15 protein-coding genes are annotated in these 18,349 nt (G+C 76.0%); 8 read left to right on the top strand and 7 right to left on the bottom strand.

What is annotated here, in order from left to right; translation table 11 throughout:
- The first annotated feature begins 40 nt into the window (after positions 1–40).
- On the top strand, positions 41–787 hold the full coding sequence (locus FVA95_RS08560) for a GNAT family N-acetyltransferase (RefSeq protein WP_149663716.1): 747 nt from the start codon (positions 41–43) through the stop codon (positions 785–787).
- Between the two features lie 5 nt (positions 788–792).
- Here the strand turns inward: FVA95_RS08560 and FVA95_RS08555 are convergent, their stop codons facing one another.
- Positions 793–1,971: an ROK family transcriptional regulator gene (locus FVA95_RS08555; protein WP_149663715.1), complete on the bottom strand. Its 1,179-nt coding sequence runs from the start codon at positions 1,969–1,971 to the stop codon at positions 793–795.
- A gap of 139 nt (positions 1,972–2,110) precedes the next feature.
- Here FVA95_RS08555 and edd point away from each other — a divergent pair, with 139 nt between their 5' ends.
- The 3 genes from edd (at position 2,111) to nhaA (ending at position 6,260) form a co-directional block, all read left to right on the top strand.
- Positions 2,111–3,982: a phosphogluconate dehydratase gene (edd, locus tag FVA95_RS08550; RefSeq protein WP_149663714.1), complete on the top strand. Its 1,872-nt coding sequence runs from the start codon at positions 2,111–2,113 to the stop codon at positions 3,980–3,982.
- Positions 3,983–3,995: 13 nt separating this feature from the next.
- Positions 3,996–4,613, top strand: coding sequence for a bifunctional 4-hydroxy-2-oxoglutarate aldolase/2-dehydro-3-deoxy-phosphogluconate aldolase (eda, locus tag FVA95_RS08545; protein WP_149663713.1), 618 nt, complete (start codon positions 3,996–3,998; stop codon positions 4,611–4,613).
- Positions 4,614–4,940: 327 nt separating this feature from the next.
- Entirely contained in the window at positions 4,941–6,260 is a 1,320-nt protein-coding gene (gene nhaA / locus FVA95_RS08540) for a Na+/H+ antiporter NhaA (RefSeq protein ID WP_149663712.1), read from the top strand.
- A gap of 7 nt (positions 6,261–6,267) precedes the next feature.
- Here the strand turns inward: nhaA and FVA95_RS08535 are convergent, their stop codons facing one another.
- Positions 6,268–6,495, bottom strand: coding sequence for a hypothetical protein (locus FVA95_RS08535; protein ID WP_149663711.1), 228 nt, complete (start codon positions 6,493–6,495; stop codon positions 6,268–6,270).
- Entirely contained in the window at positions 6,492–6,674 is a 183-nt protein-coding gene (locus FVA95_RS08530; RefSeq protein WP_149663710.1) for a hypothetical protein, read from the bottom strand. The genes FVA95_RS08535 and FVA95_RS08530 overlap by 4 nt, the downstream gene beginning before the upstream one ends.
- Before the next feature lie 224 nt (positions 6,675–6,898).
- Between FVA95_RS08530 and FVA95_RS08525 the strand changes: the two genes are divergently transcribed.
- The 4 genes from FVA95_RS08525 (at position 6,899) to FVA95_RS08510 (ending at position 13,332) form a co-directional block, all read left to right on the top strand.
- Positions 6,899–8,125 (top strand): DNA repair exonuclease, encoded by a 1,227-nt coding sequence (locus FVA95_RS08525; RefSeq protein WP_149663709.1) that lies wholly within the window; start codon positions 6,899–6,901, stop codon positions 8,123–8,125.
- Positions 8,122–11,679 carry an AAA family ATPase gene (locus FVA95_RS33670; protein WP_149663708.1) on the top strand — a complete coding sequence of 1,186 codons (3,558 nt, stop codon included), beginning with the start codon at positions 8,122–8,124 and terminating at the stop codon, positions 11,677–11,679. Before FVA95_RS08525 ends, FVA95_RS33670 begins: the two co-directional genes overlap by 4 nt.
- A 57-nt stretch (positions 11,680–11,736) precedes the next feature.
- Positions 11,737–12,639, top strand: a complete 903-nt coding sequence (locus tag FVA95_RS08515) for an aldose 1-epimerase family protein (protein WP_240051356.1) — start codon at positions 11,737–11,739, stop codon at positions 12,637–12,639.
- A 93-nt stretch (positions 12,640–12,732) separates the two neighbouring features.
- The gene (locus FVA95_RS08510) at positions 12,733–13,332 is read left to right on the top strand and encodes a malonic semialdehyde reductase (RefSeq protein ID WP_149663752.1); all 600 of its coding nucleotides are present in this window, start codon (positions 12,733–12,735) and stop codon (positions 13,330–13,332) included.
- Between the two features lie 21 nt (positions 13,333–13,353).
- On the opposite strand, the gene FVA95_RS08505 is transcribed toward FVA95_RS08510, so the two are convergent.
- Genes FVA95_RS08505 through FVA95_RS08490 form a run of 4 tightly spaced genes read right to left on the bottom strand, consistent with a single transcriptional unit; the run spans position 13,354 to position 18,336 of the window.
- Positions 13,354–14,931, bottom strand: a complete 1,578-nt coding sequence (locus FVA95_RS08505) for an ABC transporter ATP-binding protein (protein WP_149663706.1) — start codon at positions 14,929–14,931, stop codon at positions 13,354–13,356.
- Positions 14,928–15,818, bottom strand: a complete 891-nt coding sequence (locus FVA95_RS08500; RefSeq protein ID WP_240051355.1) for an ABC transporter permease — start codon at positions 15,816–15,818, stop codon at positions 14,928–14,930. The genes FVA95_RS08505 and FVA95_RS08500 overlap by 4 nt, the downstream gene beginning before the upstream one ends.
- Positions 15,815–16,789: an ABC transporter permease gene (locus tag FVA95_RS08495; RefSeq protein ID WP_149663705.1), complete on the bottom strand. Its 975-nt coding sequence runs from the start codon at positions 16,787–16,789 to the stop codon at positions 15,815–15,817. Before FVA95_RS08495 ends, FVA95_RS08500 begins: the two co-directional genes overlap by 4 nt.
- Positions 16,786–18,336 (bottom strand): ABC transporter substrate-binding protein, encoded by a 1,551-nt coding sequence (locus FVA95_RS08490; protein WP_149663704.1) that lies wholly within the window; start codon positions 18,334–18,336, stop codon positions 16,786–16,788. The genes FVA95_RS08495 and FVA95_RS08490 overlap by 4 nt, the downstream gene beginning before the upstream one ends.
- Positions 18,337–18,349 lie beyond the last annotated feature (13 nt).

Genomic DNA, 18,349 nt, shown 5'->3' with positions numbered 1-18,349 from the left:
AGCCGACCCCCGCGCCGCGGGGCCGGGGAGCCGGGGCACGATGACCTCCGTGCCCGACGTCTCCGATCGCCTCGAGTCCGTCCTGAACGACCCGGTGACCTCCACCCTGCGCGGGCGGCTGCGCGCCTTCGGGGCGACCCGCGGTGGCGCGGTGCGCTTCGACCCGGAGGTGTCGCCGTTCGGAGCACTCCCGCTCGACCGGGACGGCCACGGCAGCGCCGGTGACTGGGCCGACCTCGCGGCGCTGTGCGGGCCGGGCGGTGAGGTGGTCGTCGTGCGCGCCGCCGACGGGCCACCCCGGGTCCCGGCGGGCTGGGAGCTGCTGCGTGCGATCCCCGGGGTGCAGATGGACGGCTCCGCTGTGCCGGGCGCGCCCACCGACGACGTCGTCGAGCTGGGCCCGGCGGACCGGGCGGAGATGGCGGAGCTCACCGCGCGCACCCGGCCGGGGCCGTGGCTGGCGCGCACCGCCGAGCTGGGCCGCTACCTCGGCGTCCGCCACGACGGCCGGCTGGTCGCGATGGCGGGGGAGCGGATGCGCCTCGGCGGCGAGGGCGCCGCCGGGGCGACCGAGATCAGCGCGGTCTGCACCGACCCGCAGTACCGGGGCCGTGGCCTGGCCCGCCGCCTGGTCGACGCCGTCGCCGCCGGAGTCGTCGCCCGCGGCGAGCGCCCCGTGCTGCACACGGCCGCCGACAACCACGGCGCGATCCGGCTCTACGAGGCGATGGGGTTCACGCTGGCCCGCGCGATGCGGTTCGACCTGTTGCGCGTGCCGCACCGCTGAGCGGCTCAGGCCGACAGGGCGGCGTCGACGGAGCCGGGGGAGAGCACCTCGTCGAGCACCAGGATCGCGCAGCCCATCACGCCGGAGCGCCCGCTGAGCAGGCCCGGCTCGATGCGCAGGTTCTGGGTGGCCGCGGCCATCGAGCGTCGGTAGATCGCCTCCCGCACGCCCGCGACGAGCGGGTCGAACGCCCCGACCAGGTCCCCGCCGATCGCGACCAGCGCGGGGTTGACCAGGTTCACCGCGGCGGCGAGGACCTCGCCGAGCCGGCGCCCGGCGATGCGCACCAGCCGCACCGCGTCCGGATCGCCCTGCTTGACCAGCGCGACGACGTCGGCGATCGCGGTGACCGGCTGCCCGCACTCGGCGAGGTCGCGCACCAGGGCGCGGCCCGAGGCCAGCACCTCCAGGCAGTCGATGTTCCCGCAGCCGCAGCCGATGCCCGGCCCGTCGTGGACCGGGGTGTGCCCGATCTCGCCCGCCGCGCCCCAGGCGCCACGCTGCAGCACCCCGCCGCAGACGAGCCCGGCGCCGACCCCGGACCCGATCTTGACCATCAACAGGTCGTCGACGTCGGGATGCGCGTCGTGCTCGGCCAGGGCCATGACGTTCACGTCGTTGTCGACCAGCACCGGGGCCGGGAAGCGCGCGGTGAGCAGCGGCGGCAGCGCGATCCGCTCCCAGCCGGGCAGCGCGGGGACGCCCGCCGACCAGCCTCGCTCGCCGTCCACGGTGCCCGGGATCGACAACCCGATGCCGCGGATCGTCGCGTCGTCCACACCGGCGGTGACCAGCAGCTTCTCCAGCCGGATGACCGCCTCGGACAGCAGGTGCTCCGGACCGGCGGAGGTCGGGATGTCCACGACCTCCTCGGCGAGCACGGTGCCGGACAGGTCGCACACGGCGGCCTTGGACCGGCTGACCCCGACCGAGAGCGCCAGCACGGTGCCGCCCGCGGCGTTGAACTCCAGGCGCGCGGCGGGGCGCCCGCCGGTCGCGGCGGCGCCGACCACCTCGGTGACCAGGCCGTCGGCGAGCAGCCGGTCGACGCGTGCGGCGACCGCGGTCCGGGACAGACCGGTCTCGCGACCGATCTCGGTCCGGGTCCCGGCCACGCCGTCCCGGACCAGCCGGAAGATCTCGCCCGCCGTGGCGGGCGCGCTGGTCGGGGTGCGTCCTCGCATTCGTCCAGTGAACCACAGGGCTTCCACCTGGTGAAACGCTGATGGCGTCGCACTAACGTCTTGTGAGTACATAAGTCAGTCGATAGAGTGCTTATCGAACGGTTCGCCAGGCCCCCCACCCTCTGGAGATCGACGTACCGTGACCGCTTCCGTCCCGCTGCACCCCGTCGTCGACGCCGTCACCCGGCGGGTCGTCGCCCGCTCGGCCACCACCCGATCCGCCTACCTCGAGCGCATCCGTGCGGCCGCCGCCGCGGGGCCCGCAACCGGTCCCGGCCGCGCCGACCTCGGATGCGCCAACCTCGCCCACGCCGTCGCCGCGTGCGGCCCGGACAAGCTGACGCTCACCGCGTCGCCCGCCCGCAACATCGGCATCGTCACCGCCTACAACGACATGCTCTCGGCGCACCAGCCGTTCGAGACCTACCCGGCGCGGATCAAGGCCGCGGCCCGCGCCGCGGGCGGGGTCGCCCAGGTCGCCGGCGGGGTCCCCGCCATGTGCGACGGGATCACCCAGGGCCGCGCCGGCATGGAGCTGTCGCTGTTCTCCCGCGACGTCATCGCGATGTCCACCGCGATCGCGCTGAGCCACGACATGTTCGACGCCGCCGTCCTGCTCGGGGTCTGCGACAAGATCGTCCCCGGGCTGGTGATGGGTGCGCTGTCCTTCGGTCACCTGCCGGTGCTGCTCGCCCCGGCCGGCCCGATGACCTCCGGCATGCCGAACAAGGACAAGGCACGCGTCCGGCAGGCGTTCGCCGCGGGCGAGGCCGACCGCGCCGAGCTGCTCCGGGCCGAGTCGGCCAGCTACCACGGCCCCGGGACCTGCACCTTCTTCGGCACCGCGAACTCCAACCAGCTGCTGATGGAGGTCATGGGCCTGCACCTGCCGGGGTCGTCGTTCGTCAACCCCGGCACCGCGCTGCGCGACGCCCTGACCGACGAGGTCGCCCGCCGCGCACTCGACGCCGCGGGGGACCCGGACCGGGCGATGGGCGCCGTCGTCGACGAGAAGGCCGTGGTCAACGGGATCGTCGCGCTGCTGGCCACCGGCGGCTCCACCAACCACACGATGCACCTCGTCGCGATGGCCGCCGCCGCGGGCGTGCAGATCACCTGGGACGACTTCTCGGACCTGTCCGCGGTCGTGCCGCTGCTGGCCCGGATCTACCCCAACGGCTCCGCGGACGTGAACCACTTCCACGCCGCGGGCGGCACGGCGCTGCTGGTCCGCGAGCTGCTCGACCACGGCCTCGCCCACGACGACGTCCGCACCGTCGACGGCCCCGGCCTGCGCCGGTACACCCGCGAGCCCTTCCTCGACACCGGCAGCGGCAGCGGCATCGGCAGCGACACCGGCGTCCTCGTCTGGCGCGAGGGACCCACGGAGAGCCTGGACAAGTCGGTGCTCCGCTCGGTCGCCGACCCCTTCTCCCCGGACGGCGGGCTGCGCGTGCTGCACGGCAACCTCGGTCGGTCGGTGGTCAAGACCTCCGCCGTCGAGCCCGACCACCGCGTGGTCGAGGCCCCGGCGGTGGTCTTCGACGACCAGGACGACCTGCTGGCCGCGTTCGCCGCGGGCGAGCTCGACGGGCGCGACCTGGTCGCCGTCGTGCGCTACCAGGGCCCGCGCGCCAACGGCATGCCCGAGCTGCACAAGCTGACCCCCGCGCTGGGGCTGCTGCAGGACCGCGGCCACCAGGTCGCGATCGTCACCGACGGCCGCATGTCCGGCGCCTCGGGCAAGGTCCCGGCCGCGCTGCACGTCACCCCGGAGGCGGCACAGGGCGGACCGCTGCGCAGCGTCCGCGACGGCGACCTGGTACGTCTGGACACCCTGAACGGCACGCTGTCCCTGCTGGTCGACGCCGACGAGTTCGACGCCCGCGAGCCCGCCCGACCCACCCGCCCGTCCGGTCCGACGACCGGCACCGGGCGCGAGCTGTTCGGCGCGTTCCGGGCGGCCGTCGGACCCGCCGACGCCGGCGCGACCGTCGCCCTGCCCTACTGAGAGGACCCCGCCCGTGAGTGAGAAGCTGCTGGAGCTGGCCCCCGTCGTCCCCGTCGTCGTGCTGCACGACGCCGCGACGGCCGTCCCGCTCGCCCGCGCCCTGGTCGACGGCGGGCTCCCGGTCATCGAGGTGACCCTGCGGACCCCGGCCGCGATCGAGGGCGTCCGACGGATCGCGGCCGAGGTGCCCGACGCCGTCGTCGGCACCGGGACCGTCCGCACTCCCGACGACGTGCGCGCCTCGGTCGAGGCGGGCGCCCGCTTCCTGGTCAGCCCCGGCGCGACGCCGCGGCTGCTCGACGCGATGGAGGACTCCGGGCTGGACTTCCTCCCCGGCACCGCGACCATCTCGGAGATGATGGCCGTCGCCGAGCGCGGACACACCGCGTGCAAGTTCTTCCCGGCCGAGGCGGCGGGCGGGCGCCCGTTCCTGAAGGCCGTCGCCGGGCCGCTGCCGGACCTGCGGTTCTGTCCGACCGGCGGGATCACCGTCGACTCCGCGCCGGACTACCTCGCGTTGCCCACCGTCTCCTGCGTCGGGGGGTCCTGGCTGACCCCGGCCGACGCCGTCGCGGCGGGGGACTTCGACCGGATCCGCGGGCTCGCCGCGGCCGCCGCGGCGCTCGGCTGACGGTTCGGCGAACGCAGCACTGCCCGGGCCGCCAGCACGGCCAGCAGCACGTAGCCGAGGACCAGGGTCGCTCCGGCGATGTCGCTCACCGCGCCATGGTGGCGCCGCCGCGGCACGGGCGGGTGGGATCCGGACGCGATCCTGACGCCCGGGGACGGCACGAGGGGGCCGCTCCGGGGCGTCGGCCGCCGGTGGTGTGCGCCTCGAACGGGCTGACGCCGACGCCGGCGGCCGTTAGGATCCCGTACCGGTGTGCCGGGAAGTCTGGTCGGCGAGCGCTGCCCGCTGCCCGCCCGACCTCCCCGGAGCCCCGTGAACACCGGTCCCGTGCCCACCACCCCCACCCGCCGAAGCCTGTTCCCCCGCGGGTCCTGGCCGCGCGCACGCCGGGTCGCCGACGTGCTGCGCACCGAGACCGTCGGCGGTGTCCTGCTCGTGAGCGCGGCCGCCGCCGCGCTGCTGTTCGCCAACTCGCCCTGGCGCGACGCCTACACCGCGCTGGCCGGGTTCACCGTCGGCCCCGCCGCGCTGCACCTGGACCTGTCGCTCGCGACCTGGGCCGCCGACGGGCTGCTGGCGGTCTTCTTCTTCGTCGTCGGGCTGGAGCTCAAGCGCGAGTTCCTGGCCGGGGACCTGCGTGACCCGCGCACGGCGCTGCTCCCGGTCGCCGCGGCCGTCGGCGGCATGGCGGTGCCCGCCCTGATCTACGTCGCGATCAACCTCGCGAACCCCGACGCCCTGGTGGGCTGGGCCATTCCGACCGCCACCGACATCGCCTTCGCCCTCGCGGTGCTCGCCGTGATCGGGACCCACCTGCCGACCGCGTTGCGGACCTTCCTGCTGACCCTCGCCGTCGTCGACGACCTGCTGGCCATCACCGTGATCGCCGTGTTCTACACCGACCGGCTGTCGGTGGCCGCGCTGCTCGGCGCGCTCGTCCCGCTCGCGCTGTTCACCCTCGCCGTGCAGCGCGGGGTCCGGTCCTGGTGGGTGCTGCTACCGCTCGCCGCCCTGACCTGGGTGCTCGTCCACGCCTCGGGGGTGCACGCCACCGTCGCCGGGGTGCTGCTCGGCTTCGCGGTGCCGGTCCTCGGTCGGCGTCGGGTGCACGGGGTGTCGCTGTCGGAGCACTTCGAGCACCGGTGGCGTCCGTTGTCGGCCGGGTTCGCGGTGCCGGTGTTCGCCTTCTTCGCCGCCGGGGTCACCGTCGTCGGCGGGGGCGATGGCGGGGGCATCGGTGCCGCCCTGGCCGACACCGTCACCCTCGGGATCGTCGCGGGGCTGGTGGCCGGCAAGACCGTGGGCGTGCTCGGCGCGACGTGGCTGGTGCAGCGGTGCACCCGGGCCGAGCCGTCCGACGACCTGTCCTGGTGGGACCTGCTCGGCCTCGCGCAGCTGGCCGGGATCGGGTTCACCGTGTCGCTGCTCGTGGGTGAGCTGGCCTTCGGTACCGGCACCCCGCAGGACGACCACGTGAAGATCGGTGTGCTCGGCGGCTCGCTGCTCGCGGCACTGCTCGCGACCGTGGTGCTGCGCGCCCGCAACGCCCACTACCGGCGGATCCAGGAGATCGAGACCCGCGACGACGACCGGGATGGCGTCCCGGACGTGTTCCAGCAGGAGGACCGGACCAGCCCGGACGGCTGAGGGCCGGTCAGCGGTGGTCGGCGCGGGCCGCCGCGTGCTGCACCGCGGCCGGGGACAGGCCGCGACGCCCGCGGTCCCAGTCCCCGGTGTCCGGACGCGCGCACGGCAGGGCGTGCACGAAGCTGCGCACGGGTCCGCCGTCGGGCGCCGTCCCGCCGTGGGTGCGCATCCGCAGCGGCTCGATCGTGGGGTCGATCGGGTTGAGGCAGCGCTCGCAGAGCGCGTCCCGGATCACGCCGCCCACCGACCGGCCGGGACCACGGTGCCCGCGGGGACGCACGCCTCGACGTGCACGACCGCCTCGCGCCAGGTCACCTCGCCCGCCGCATCGGCCGACTCGGTGTGGGACAACCGGTAGACGCGCTCGGTCGCGGCGTCGACGGGGGCGAAGCAGCGTTCGCAGAGCTGGATCATCGGGCTCGACCTCGCGGCTCTCTCTCGGGATCGGACGGCCAGGATCCCCCCACCGGCCACCATCCGGACACCGGAACGTGACCGGCGCCGCTGTGTGGTGCGCCCCACCTGACCTGCGGCGCCGTCATCGGTGACCGGGCGGGCGGTGTCGCGGCGGGGATCGGCGAGGGCCCCGTCCTAGACTCGGCGGTTCCCCCGTACCCGACCGCTCCGGGAGTTCCTCCGTGCGCTTCGTGCACGCCGCCGACCTGCACCTCGACAGCCCGCTGCGCGGCCTGTCGCGGCTCGGCGACTCCGAGCTCGCCGCGACGCTGCGCGCGGCGACCCGGCGGGCCTGCGAGAACCTGGTCGACGCGGTCGTCGACTCCCGGGCCGAGGCGCTGGTGCTGGCCGGCGACGTCTACGACGGCGACTGGAAGGACTACGCGACAGGCGCGTTCTTCGTCCGGCAGCTGTCGAGGCTGCACGACGAGGGCATCCCGGTGTTCCTCATCAGCGGCAACCACGACGCCGAATCCGAGATCACCCGGTCGCTGCGGCTCCCGCCGACCACCCGCCGGCTCTCGGTGGACGCCCCCGAGACCGTCGTCGACGACGACCTCGGCCTCGCCGTGCACGGCCAGGGCTTCGCCCGCCGCGCGGTGCTGGAGAACCTCGTGCCCGCCTACCCCGACCGGATCCCCGGCCTGGTCAACGTCGGCATGCTGCACACCTCGGTGCAGGGCGACGACCGGCACGACACCTACGCCCCCTGCCGCCCCGAGGACCTGTCCGGCTGCGGCTACGAGTACTTCGCCCTCGGCCACGTGCACGAGCAGCGCGCGGTCTGCGAGGGCCCGCACCCGGCCTGGTTCTCCGGGAACCTGCAGGGCCGCCACCCGCAGGAGCGCGGTGCGAAGGGCGCCCTGCTCGTCGACGCGGCCCCCGGCGCAGCGGCGACGGTCACCCCGCTCGTCCTCGACGTCGCCCGCTGGGAGCTCGTCGAGGTCGACATCACCGGCCTGGGCGGCGCCGACGACGTCTACGACGCCGTCGAGGCCGCGCTGCGCGAGCGCTGCGTGGTGGCCGCGCCGCGGACCGTCGTCGCCCAGGTGACGCTGTACGGCGCGGGGCCGGCCGCCGCGGACCTCACCTCCGCGGACGGGGTCCGCACCGAGCTGGAGCTGCTCGCCGAGCGCTGCGGAGCGGTCCTGGAGAAGGTCCGCAACCGCACCCGGCCACCCGCCGGGGCGCTCGCCGTCGATCCGGAGCTGACGGCGGCGGTGTCCGCCGCCGCGGCCGGCCTGGCCGCCGAGCCGGACCGCATCCGCGAGCTCGCCGCCCCGCTGGAACGCGAGGTCGGCCGCCGGCTGCGCGAGGCGGGCCTGCTGGACCTGCGCGACGACGAGCGCCTCGCCGCGCTCGCCCGCCAGGCCGAGCAGCAGCTGCTGGCCCGGATGGCCGGGTCGTGAGTCCGACCGCCCGGCTGCGCACCCTGGTCCTGGAGCGCTACGGCGCCTACGAGGACCGCGAGCTGACCCTCGGCGAGGGTCTGACGATCGTGTCCGGACCCAACGAGGCGGGCAAGACCACCCTGCTCGACGCCCTGTCCGACCTGCTGTGGGGGATGCCCCGCCCGGTGCGTCACGCCTACGCCGTCGGCCCGTCGCGGCTGGCCGTCTCGGCCCGGGTCGCCGGCGCCGACGGGGAGACCGTGCTGCGCCGCACCACCCGCGGCCTGCACGACGACACCGGCGCCGTCGCCGATCCGCCCTGGGGCGAGTCCGGTGCCGACGCCCGGCGCCGCTGGCGGGAGGGCTTCGGGCTCGGCCACGAGGACCTGCGCGAGGGCGGGCGGGCACTGTGCGCGGGTGAGGGGGACCTCGCCGAGCTGGTGTTCACCGCGCGCAGCGGCCGCGACGCCCGGGCCCTGATCGCCGCACTGGACAGCGAGGCCGACGCCCTGTTCAAGGAGCACCGGGGCAACCGGTCGGTCGAGGTGCGGGCGGCGTTCGCCCGGTTCACCGCGACCGAGAAGGCCGTGGAGGAGCGGGTGTCGCGGGCCGGTGAGGTTACGGCGCTGGCCGAGGAGATCGCCCGGCTGGAGCGCCGCGCGGCGGAGCTGAACCGCACCCGTCGCGGGGCGGCGGTGGCGGCGGAGAAGGCCCGGCAGGCCGTCCGCGGTCAGGAGCCGGCCCGGGAGCTGGCCGCGCTGCGCGCCGAGCGCGCCGCGCTGTGCGCGACCGGCGCCGCCCTGGACGCGGCCTCCCTGGAGGAGTACGCCCGCGCCACCGCCGCGCTGGCCGACGCCGAGACCGCCCGCGACGAGCACCGCGCCACCGCCGACGCGCTGCGGGCCCGGCGCGCCGAGCTCGATCTCGACGAGGACCTGCTCGCCGACGCCACCCGGGTCCGCGAGCTGGAGTCCGCCGCCCAGGCCCGGCGCGCCGACGCCGAGCGGGCGGCCCGGCTGCGCGCCGAGGCCGCCGAGGCCCACCGTCGCGCCGAGACCGCGCTGGCCGGACTGGTCGCCGAGGACGGGCGCAGCCCCGCCGACCGGCTCGCCGCCGTGCACCTGCCGGCCGACCGCGCCCGTGATCTCGACGAGCACGCCCGCCGCCTCTCCGAGGCGATCGCCGAGCAGACCAGGGCGGAGCGGCTGCACGCCGACGCGCTCGCCGAGGTCCGCGAGGTGGCCGACGTCCCGGGCGGTCTCGACGCCGACCGGGTCGGCCGGGTCGCCGAGGTCCGGCGCGCGATCGAGGCCGAGGGCTCGGCCGCCGCGCTGTGCCGGGCCGCCGTCGCCGACCGCGACGCCGCCCGCAGCCGGCGTGCGGAAGCGCTCGTCGCGGCCGGGTACCACGGCACCCCCGACGGCCCCACGGTGCACGGCACGACGGTGGTCGGTCCCGGCGTGCTGGCCCCGCCACGCCGCGAGGTCCGGGAGCTGCGGGCCGCACTGCGCGCCGCGGAGTCCGACCAGCGGGGAGCCGAGCGGGCCGCCGCGGACGCCGCGGACCGCGCGCACCGCGCCCGGGCCGCCCGCGACGGGGTGGCCGCCGACGGCCGCCCGGTCGGCGCGGACGCACTCGCCGCCGCCCGGGCCGCCCGCGACACCGCGCTGGAACAGCTGCTCGCCGCCGGGCCGGACGGCGCCGCCGCGGCCGCGGGCAGGCTGTCGGCGGCCCTCGCCGGGGCCGACCGGGTCGCCGACGACATGATCGCCTCCGCGGACCGGGTCGCCGAGCTGGCGCACCGCGACGCCGAGCTCGACACCGCCGACGCCGAGGCCGCCCGCACCGCGGCCGCCGCCACCGCGGCCGCTGAGCGCACCGCCGCCGCGGCCGCGGCCTGGGCGACGCTGTGGCGGGCGCACGGCGTCGCCGTCCCGGACCCGGACGACGCCGACGCCGTCGTCGCCGCGCTGACCGAGGCCGCCCGCGCCGAGGACGACGCCGCCCGCGCCGACGAGCGCCTCGCCCGGCTGCGCGACCAGGCCGAGGTGCAGGAGCGGGCGCTGGGTTCCGCGCTCGCCGCGGCCGGGCGCCCGCGCGACGGCGCCCCGCTGGACGTGCTGCTCGTCGCCGCCGCGGACCTCGCCACCGAGGCCGAGCACGCCCGCGACCGGCGGGTGCTGCTGGCCCGGCTGCGCAGCGAGGCCGAACGCGCCGGGGGAGCGGCCGACGCCGCCCGGCACGAGCGCGAGCTGGCCACCCAGCGCTGGCGGTTCGCGCTGCGCGGCGCCGGACTGCCCACCGACCTGGAGCCCGCGGGCTGGGACACCCGCCGCGACACCGTCGCCGACGCCCGGACCGCGGGGGCACTCGCCCGCCAGGACGACGAGGAGGCCCGCCGTCTGGAACGTGCCGTCGCCGCACACGGACGGGCGGTCGTCGCGCTGGTGGAGCGGCACCTGGAGCCCGCGCCGACCGGTACCGCCGCCGTGGACCGGCTCGGTGAGCTCGCCGACCGGGTCCGCGAGGTCACCAAGGCCGCGGTCTCGGCGGGCCACCTCGACGACGGCATCGCCGCCGCCGAGGACGACGCCACCCGCGCCGCCCGCAGCGCGGCCGCGGCCACCGCGGTGCTGGACCGGCTCGCCGTCGAGCTGGCGCTGACCGAGGCCCCGGAGCCGGGCGGGCTGGAGGCCGCGGCGCAGCGCGGCGCGCACGTCGCCGTGCTCGACACCCGCATCGCCGAGCAGGAGCGGCTGCTGGCCGCCGCGGCCCCCGACCTCGACGCGGACGAGCTGGTCGCCGCCGCCCCGGACACCGAGCCCGGTGCGCTGACCGAGGCGCTCGACCGGGCGCAGGCCCACGAGCGCGAGCTCGGTGCCGAGCAGGACGAGGTCCGTGAGCAGCTGGGCGGGCTGCGGGCCCGGCGCCGCGAGCTGGAGGAGGCCGAGGGCGCCGCCGACCTGCACGCCCGCGCCCAGTCCGAGCTGGCGGGCGTCGCCGACGCCGCGGAGCGCTACCTGGTGCTGCACCTGCAGCGCGAGATCCTGCGCCGCGAGCTGGAGGCCTACGAACGCAGCCACGCCTCCCCGCTGCTGGTCCGTGCCGGGGTGGTGCTCGAACGCCTCACCGGCGGCCGGTTCGTCGCCCTGCGGCCCCCGGCCGAGACGGGCGGCACCGGACGCAGCCTGGTCGCGGTGCGGGCCGATGGCGAGGAGCTCGCGCCGACCCGGCTCTCGGAGGGCACCGCCGACCAGGTGCACCTCGCGCTGCGCCTGGCCGGGATCGAGCAGCTGCAGGCCGACCGGGTCGCCGCCGGGCTGCCGACGGTGCCGGTCGTGTTCGACGACGTCCTCATGACCTTCGACGACGAGCGCGGCGCCGCCGCCGTCGCCGTGCTGGGGGAGCTGGCCGCCACCGCGCAGGTGCTGCTGTTCACCCACCACGAGCACGTCGTCGGCCTCGCCCGGGACGCGAGCGTCGCGTTCACCGTGGCCGAGCTGGGGCCGCCCGCCCCGGTCGAGGTCGTCGGCGACCCCGACACCGCCCGCGCCACCCCGCTGGCCGGCTGAACGGAGCGATCACGGAGACTCACCGACGTGGACGCGTGCGGTGAACGGTTCGTGATCGTGAGCGGCGACTCCCGGGCCGAGGTCGACGAGGTCGGGGCGGCGCTGGCCGGGTTCTCCCAGGGCGGCCGGGTCCGGATCGAGCCGCACCCGCCCACGGCACGCCCGCCGAAGGGCTCCGGGGCGGTGCTCGCGCCCTGGCCGAACCGGGTCCGCGGCGGTGTCTGGACCCACCGCGGGACCCGCCACCGGCTCGCGCTGACCGAGCCCGACGTCGGCAACGCCATCCACGGCCTCCTGCGGCACGTGCCGTGGACACCGGTGGAGCGGGCGGGCGACCGGATCACGCTCACCGCCGTCGCGCCGGTGCAGCCCGGCTGGCCGCAGCCGGTACGGCTCACGGTGACCTACGCCGTGGGCCGCGACGGGCTCACCGTCACCACCGAGGTGGAGAACCTCGGGGACGCACCCGTCCCGTTCGGCCTGGGGTTCCACCCGTACCTGCGGGTCGGTGACGTCCCGACCGACGAGCTGGAGCTCACCCTGTCCGCGCGGACCGAGCTGCCGCTGCGCGAGCAGCTGCCCGACGGCCCACCGGCGCCGCTGCCCGCCCCGATCTCCCGCACGAAGCTCGCCGGCCTCGTCCTGGACGGCGCGTTCGGCGGCTGCACGCCCGGCGACGGCCCGGACGGCGGCGCCGACGGCCGGGTCCGGCACCGCGTCGGGGCCCGCGACGGCGGCGGCACCGAGCTGTGGGCCGACGCCGCGTTCGGCTGGGTGCAGGTCTTCACCCCGTCGGACTTCCCGCGCCAGGGCCCGGACGGGGTCGTCACGCCGTCGCGGGCGATCGCGGTCGAGCCGATGACCTGCCCGCCGGACGCGCTGAACTCGGGCACCGACCTGATCGAGCTGGTCCCGGGCGAGACGCAGGTGCTGCGCTGGGGCGTCCACGCCACCGGATGACCGCGGCACGTGACTCGTGTCACGGCGCAACGGGGAATGCGGGCGAAGTCGTTGAACGCTCCACGTTTCGTGACTGCTGAGACCGCTTCCCCGGTGCTCCTGCCCCGTCTCGACGAGGCCGGCCGCGCCGCGCTGTTCACCGAGGCCCGCACCGCCAACACCTTCACCGACGAGCCCGTCACCGACGAGACGCTCCGCGCGGTGTGGGACCTGGCGCAGTGGCCGCCGACCGCGGCCAACACCCAGCCGCTGCGCGTGACGTTCGTCCGCAGCGACGAGGGCAAGGCCCGTCTGGTGCCGCTGCTCGCCGAGGGCAACCGGGCCAAGTCCCAGGCCGCCCCGGTCGTCGCGATCCTGGCCGCCGACCTGGACTTCCACGAGCACTCGGACACCACGTTCCCGGTCAAGCCCGGCTTCCGCGAGGGACTGGAGTCCCAGGGACGCGAGGGCCGCGAGCCGATGGCCCGGTTCAACGCGTCGCTGCAGATCGGCTACCTCCTGCTGGCGGCCCGTGCACACGGCCTCGCCACCGGCCCGATGGCCGGCTTCGACGCCGACGCCGTCACCGAGGAGTTCTTTCCCGGCGGCCGGCACCGCGCGCTGCTCGTGGTCAACCTGGGCCACCCCGGCCCGGACGCCTGGCACCCGCGGCTGCCGCGCCTCGAGGCCGATCAGGTCCTCGACTTCGCCTGAGCGGGCGCGCCCGGACGGCCGTCACCGCGCGGCCGTCATCGACGGTGTGTGCTGCAGCAGGGTGCGGGTGTAGTCGTGCTGCGGGTCGGTGAGGACCTCGTCCACCGTGCCCTGCTCGACGATCCGGCCCTGCTGCAGCACCGCGATCCGGTCCGCGACCTCCCGGGCGAGGGCGATGTTGTGCGTCACGAACAGCATCGCAGTGCCCAGCTCGCGGCGGACCGTCGCCAGCAGCTCGACGATCGAGGCCTGCACCGACACGTCCAGCGCCGAGGTGACCTCGTCGCACACCAGCACGTCCGGGGCGGTGACCAGGGCGCGGGCGATCGCCGCGCGCTGACGCTCACCGCCGGACAGCCCGCCCGGATAGCGGTGGGCGAAGGATTCGTCGAGCCGCACCTGGCGCAGCATGTCCAGCACCCGGGCCCGGCGGGCGTCGGCGTCGAGGTCGGTGAGGTGCCGCAGCGGCACCTCCAGTGAGCTCGCGACGGTGCGCCGCGGGTTCAGCGACGCGAACGGGCTCTGGAACACGTACTGCACGCTGCGCAGCTGGGCGTAGCTGCGCGGGGTGGCGAGCGCCTCGCCGTGCAGGCTCAGCTCGCCCGCGTCGAGCGGCAGCAGCCCGGACAGGCCACGGGCCAGCGTGGTCTTCCCCGACCCGGACTCGCCCAGCAGCATCAGGCACTCCCCGGCGGCCAGCTCCAGGTCGACGCCGTCGAGCACGGGGCGGTCGTCGTAGCGCTTCCCGGCACCGCGCACCCGCAGCACCGGCTCCCCGGCCGGTGCCGGCCCCCGCCCGGTCTCCCGGTGCAGGTCCGGCACCGCCGCGATCAGCGCCCGGGTGTAGGGGTGCTCCGGCGCGGTGAGCACCGCGCGCACGGTTCCGGTCTCGACGACCTCGCCGGCCTGCATGACCGCGACCCGGTCGGCCAGCCCGGCGACGACGGCGAGGTCGTGGGTGATGTAGAGCGCGGCGGTCCCGGAACGGGTCACCAGCTCGCGCACGGTGTCGAGCACCAGGTCCTGGGTGGTGACGTCCAGCCCGGTCGTCGGCTCGTCGAGCACCACCACGTCGGGCCGGTGCACGAACGCCGCCGCGATCCCGACCCGCTGCTGCTGTCCGCCGGAGAGCTGGTGCGGGTAGCGGTCGGCGAAGGCGTCGTCGCCGGGCAGCCCGACGTCGGTCAGCACCTCCCGTACCCGGGCGGCCACGTCACCCTCCCAGCCGTGTGCGGTGAGGACCTCCGCGACCTGCGGTCCGATGCGCAGCACCGGGTTCAGCGACAGCGCCGGGTCCTGCGGCACGTAGGAGACCAGCCGACCCCGGATCCCGCGCAGCGTCGCCGCGGGCAGCGTGAGCAGGTCGTCGTGGGACTCGGTGTGCCCGGCGAAGCGCATCGTCCCGCCGGTGTGGGTCAGCCCGGCGCGGAAGTGGCCGAGCGCGGCCAGCGCCGCGGTGGTCTTGCCCGACCCGGACTCGCCGACCAGGGCCAGGATCTCGCCCGGTGCGACGGCCCAGTCCACGCCGTGCAGCACCTCGCGGCCGTGGGTCGTCGCGACCCGCAGCCCCGTGCACTCGATCGTCGGTGTCCGGCTCATGCCCCGCCCCCCGTCGTGTCCGCGGACTCCTTCGCCAGCGCATCGGTGATCATGTTCGTGCCGACGGTGAGGACCGCGATCGCGAGCACCGGCAGCAGCACCCCCCACGGCGTGACGATCAGCGCGATCCGGTTCTCGTTGATCTGCAGCCCCCAGTCCGACGCCGGCGGCTGCACCCCGAGTCCCAGGAACGACAGCGACGCGACGTAGCCGATCGAGTAGGTCAGCCGCAGGCCGAGCTCGACCATCAGCGGGCCGGTGATGTTGGGCAGGACCTCGGTGGCGAGGATCCGCCGCCGGGGCATCCCGTACATCCGGGCGGCCTGCACGTAGTCCTGCCCGGCGACCGACAGCGTCGCCTGTCGGGCGACGCGCGCGACCCGCGGGATGTGGGTGATGCCGATGACCAGCACCAGCAGCCAGCCCGACGAGCCGAGCACGGCGACCGCGAGCAGCGCCAGCACCAGCTGCGGGAACGACAGCAGCACGTCACCGCCCCGCATGATCAGCGTGTCCAGCCGGCTGCCGGTGGTGCCGGAGTAGCCGGCGAGCATGCCCAGCGCCGTCCCGCCGACGATGCCGATCGCGGTCGCGGCCAGCGCGTAGAGCAGCACCGGTCCGCCGCCGGCGAGGAACCGGGTGAACACGTCGCGGCCCAGGTCGTCGGTGCCGGCGATGCCCTCGGCGCGGAACGGCCGCCCGGCGAAGTCGTCGACGCCGTAGCCGGTCAGCAGCGGCCCGATGAGCGGGCCGAGCAGCGCGACCGCGACGACCAGGACGGTGAGGACGGCACCGATCCGCGCCTGCCGGCGGCGGAAGGTGCGGCGCAGCAGGCCGGCGGGGGCGGACGGCGCGGACGGCGCGGACGGCGCGGACGGGGCGGTCATGCGGAACCTCCGGTCGAGGAGTGCCGGATCCGCGGGTCGGCCAGAATCCCGGCGACGTCCGCGGCGAGGTTCACCACGACGTAGAACGCCGCGATGACGAGCGTGATCGCCTGCACGACCTGCACGTCCCGGTTGGCGACGGCGTCGATCAGCGCCTGCCCGATCCCGGGGTAGCGGAACAGGAACTCGACGACGACCACGCCCCCGGCCAGCCAGGCCAGCTGCAGGGCGATCACCTGGGCGACCGGGCCGATCGTGTGCGGCACGGCGTGCCGGAACAGCACGGTGCGCTCGGGCAGCCCCTTGAGCCGGGCCATCTCGACGTAGCCGGCGTCGAGGGTCTCCGACAGCGTCGCGCGGGTCATCCGCACCACGTAGGGGATCACCACCAGCGCCAGCGTCACGACCGGCAGCACCAGCTGCTCGGGTCGCGCCCACACCGGCTCGCCCGGCCGGGCGATCGTCACCGACGGCAGGATCCGCAGCACCGAGGTCGCGAACAGCACGACCAGCAGCACGCCGATGACGAACTCCGGCAGTGCGGCCAGCACCAGCGAGGCCCCGGACACCGCGGAGTCGGTCCGGGTGCCGCGCCGGACCGCGGCCCGCGCGCCCAGTGCGAGCGCGACCGGGGTGGAGACGAGCGCGGTCAGCACCAGCAGCAGGGCCGAGGCGCCGATCCGGTCGCCGAGCAGCTCCGACACGGGGCCGCCGGTGGCGGCGGAGAAGCCGAGGTCGCCGGTCAGGACACCGCCCAGCCAGGTGAGGTAGCGCTCGGGCGCGGGCCGGTCCAGGCCCAGCTGCGCGGTCAGCGCCGCCACCCGTTCCGGGGTGGCCTGCTGGCCGAGGATGGCCCGGGCGGGGTCGCCGGGCAGCAGCAGCGTCGCGGCGAAGATCAGCACCGACACGACGAGCAGGATCAGCACCGACAGCGCGAGGCGCCGCAGGATCATGCGGACGAGCGGGCTCATGCGTCCACCCACGCCTTCCGGAACTCGTAGCCGGACAGGGACAGCCCGGTGCGGTTCGGGACGAGCCCGCCGACGTAGGCCTGGTGGGCGTCCACCCGGTTCGGGAAGCCCCAGATCAGGTAGCCGCCGCGGTCGAACTCGATCCGCTGCGCCGCGCGCACCAGCTGGGCGCGCCGCCCGGTGTCGAGCTCGGACCGGGCCCGGCGGACCAGGCCCTGGTACTGCGCGTCGGTCCAGTGCGTCTCGTTGAACGGTGCGTCGGGCATTGAGGACTGCGAGGCCTGCGGCAGGTAGTTGCGGGTGTTCCAGAAGCTCTGCGCGAACTCCCACTGCAGGTACTGGTCGGAGAAGAACGTGGAGGTGTCGACCCGGCGCAGCCCGACGTCGATCCCGGCGCCGCGGGCCTGGGTGGCGAACACCTGCGCGGCCTCGACGGTGCCGGCCTGGATCGGGGAGGTCACCAGCTCCACCGCGAGGTTCGGCTTCCCGGCCGCGGCGAGCAGCTCGCGGGCCCGGGCTAGGTCCTGCTCGCGGGACGGGTCGAGGTAGTCCGGGTCGAAGCGGGCGTAGAGGTCGACGCCGGCGGCGCCCTGCCCGGACAGCACCTGGTTGACCAGCTCGCCGCGGCCGGTGACCAGACGCAGTGCCTGGCGGACCCGGACGTCGTCGAACGGGGCGACGTCGACGCGCATGGTGAACGGCAGCCACGACCCGGTCTCCGAGGTCAGCAGCCGCACCGAGTCGTAGGAGCCGACCACCTCGGTCAGCGACAGCGGGACCTGGTCGATCGCGTCGACCTGCCCGGAGAGCAGGGCGTTGATCCGGGCGTCGTCCTCGGAGAAGTTGATCAGCTCGAGGCGGTCGACGTACGGCTGGTCCGGGCGCCAGTAGCCGTCGTGGCGGACGAAGGCGCTCTGCTGGCCGGGGGTGAACGAGGCGAACCGGAACGCCCCGGTGCCGACCGGCCGCTCCAGCGAGAAGTCGGCCGGGACGATCCCGCACGAGTACTCGGCCAGGTACTGGTCGAAGATCGGGGACGGCTCGGACAGCACGAACCGCACCGACCGGTCGGAGGCGACGACGACGTCGTCGAGGATCCCGAACTGCGACGCCCCGGACTTCGGGTCGGCCGGGTCGGTGATCCGCGCGAAGGTGGCGACGACGTCGTCCGGGGTGACCGGACGGCCGTCGTGGAAGGTGATGCCGGCGCGGATCACCGCGGTCCAGGCCCGTGCCCCGGGCTCCGCCGTCACCGACTCGGCGACCGCGGGCTGCAGGGTGTAGGCGTCGTCCCAGTGCAGCAGCGGCTCGTAGAGGCTGAGCGTGCGGGCGATGTCGGGGTTCGTGGCGGGGCTGTGCGGGTCCAGGGTGTCCGACGATCCGCCGCCGGTCACCCCCACCCGCAGGACGCCGCCGCGGCGCGGGGGACCGGCGTCGCGGGCCGCGGCGGGGCCGCCGCACCCGGCGAGCACGGCCGCCGCGGCGAGTCCCGCCGCGCCGCCCAGCAGTCGTCGCCGGGACAGCGACGTCAGGGTCGGGCTGGTCATCGAGCTGTCTCCT

The sequence above is a fragment of the Pseudonocardia sp. EV170527-09 genome, assembly GCF_008369905.1.
In the GTDB taxonomy this organism is placed as follows: domain Bacteria; phylum Actinomycetota; class Actinomycetes; order Mycobacteriales; family Pseudonocardiaceae; genus Pseudonocardia.
Note: the sequence above shows the minus strand (reverse complement) of the source record. Positions and strands in the feature narration are given on the sequence as shown.

Coding starts and splice junctions, on each gene's coding strand:
- FVA95_RS08560 (WP_149663716.1), top strand. CDS start 41: ATGACCTCCGTGCCCGACGTCTCCGATCGCCTCGAGTCCGTCCTGAAC.
- FVA95_RS08505 (WP_149663706.1), bottom strand. CDS start 14,931: ATGAGCCGGACACCGACGATCGAGTGCACGGGGCTGCGGGTCGCGACG.
- FVA95_RS08495 (WP_149663705.1), bottom strand. CDS start 16,789: ATGAGCCCGCTCGTCCGCATGATCCTGCGGCGCCTCGCGCTGTCGGTG.
- FVA95_RS08500 (WP_240051355.1), bottom strand. CDS start 15,818: ATGACCGCCCCGTCCGCGCCGTCCGCGCCGTCCGCGCCGTCCGCCCCC.
- FVA95_RS08555 (WP_149663715.1), bottom strand. CDS start 1,971: ATGCGAGGACGCACCCCGACCAGCGCGCCCGCCACGGCGGGCGAGATC.
- FVA95_RS08530 (WP_149663710.1), bottom strand. CDS start 6,674: ATGATCCAGCTCTGCGAACGCTGCTTCGCCCCCGTCGACGCCGCGACC.
- FVA95_RS08490 (WP_149663704.1), bottom strand. CDS start 18,336: ATGACCAGCCCGACCCTGACGTCGCTGTCCCGGCGACGACTGCTGGGC.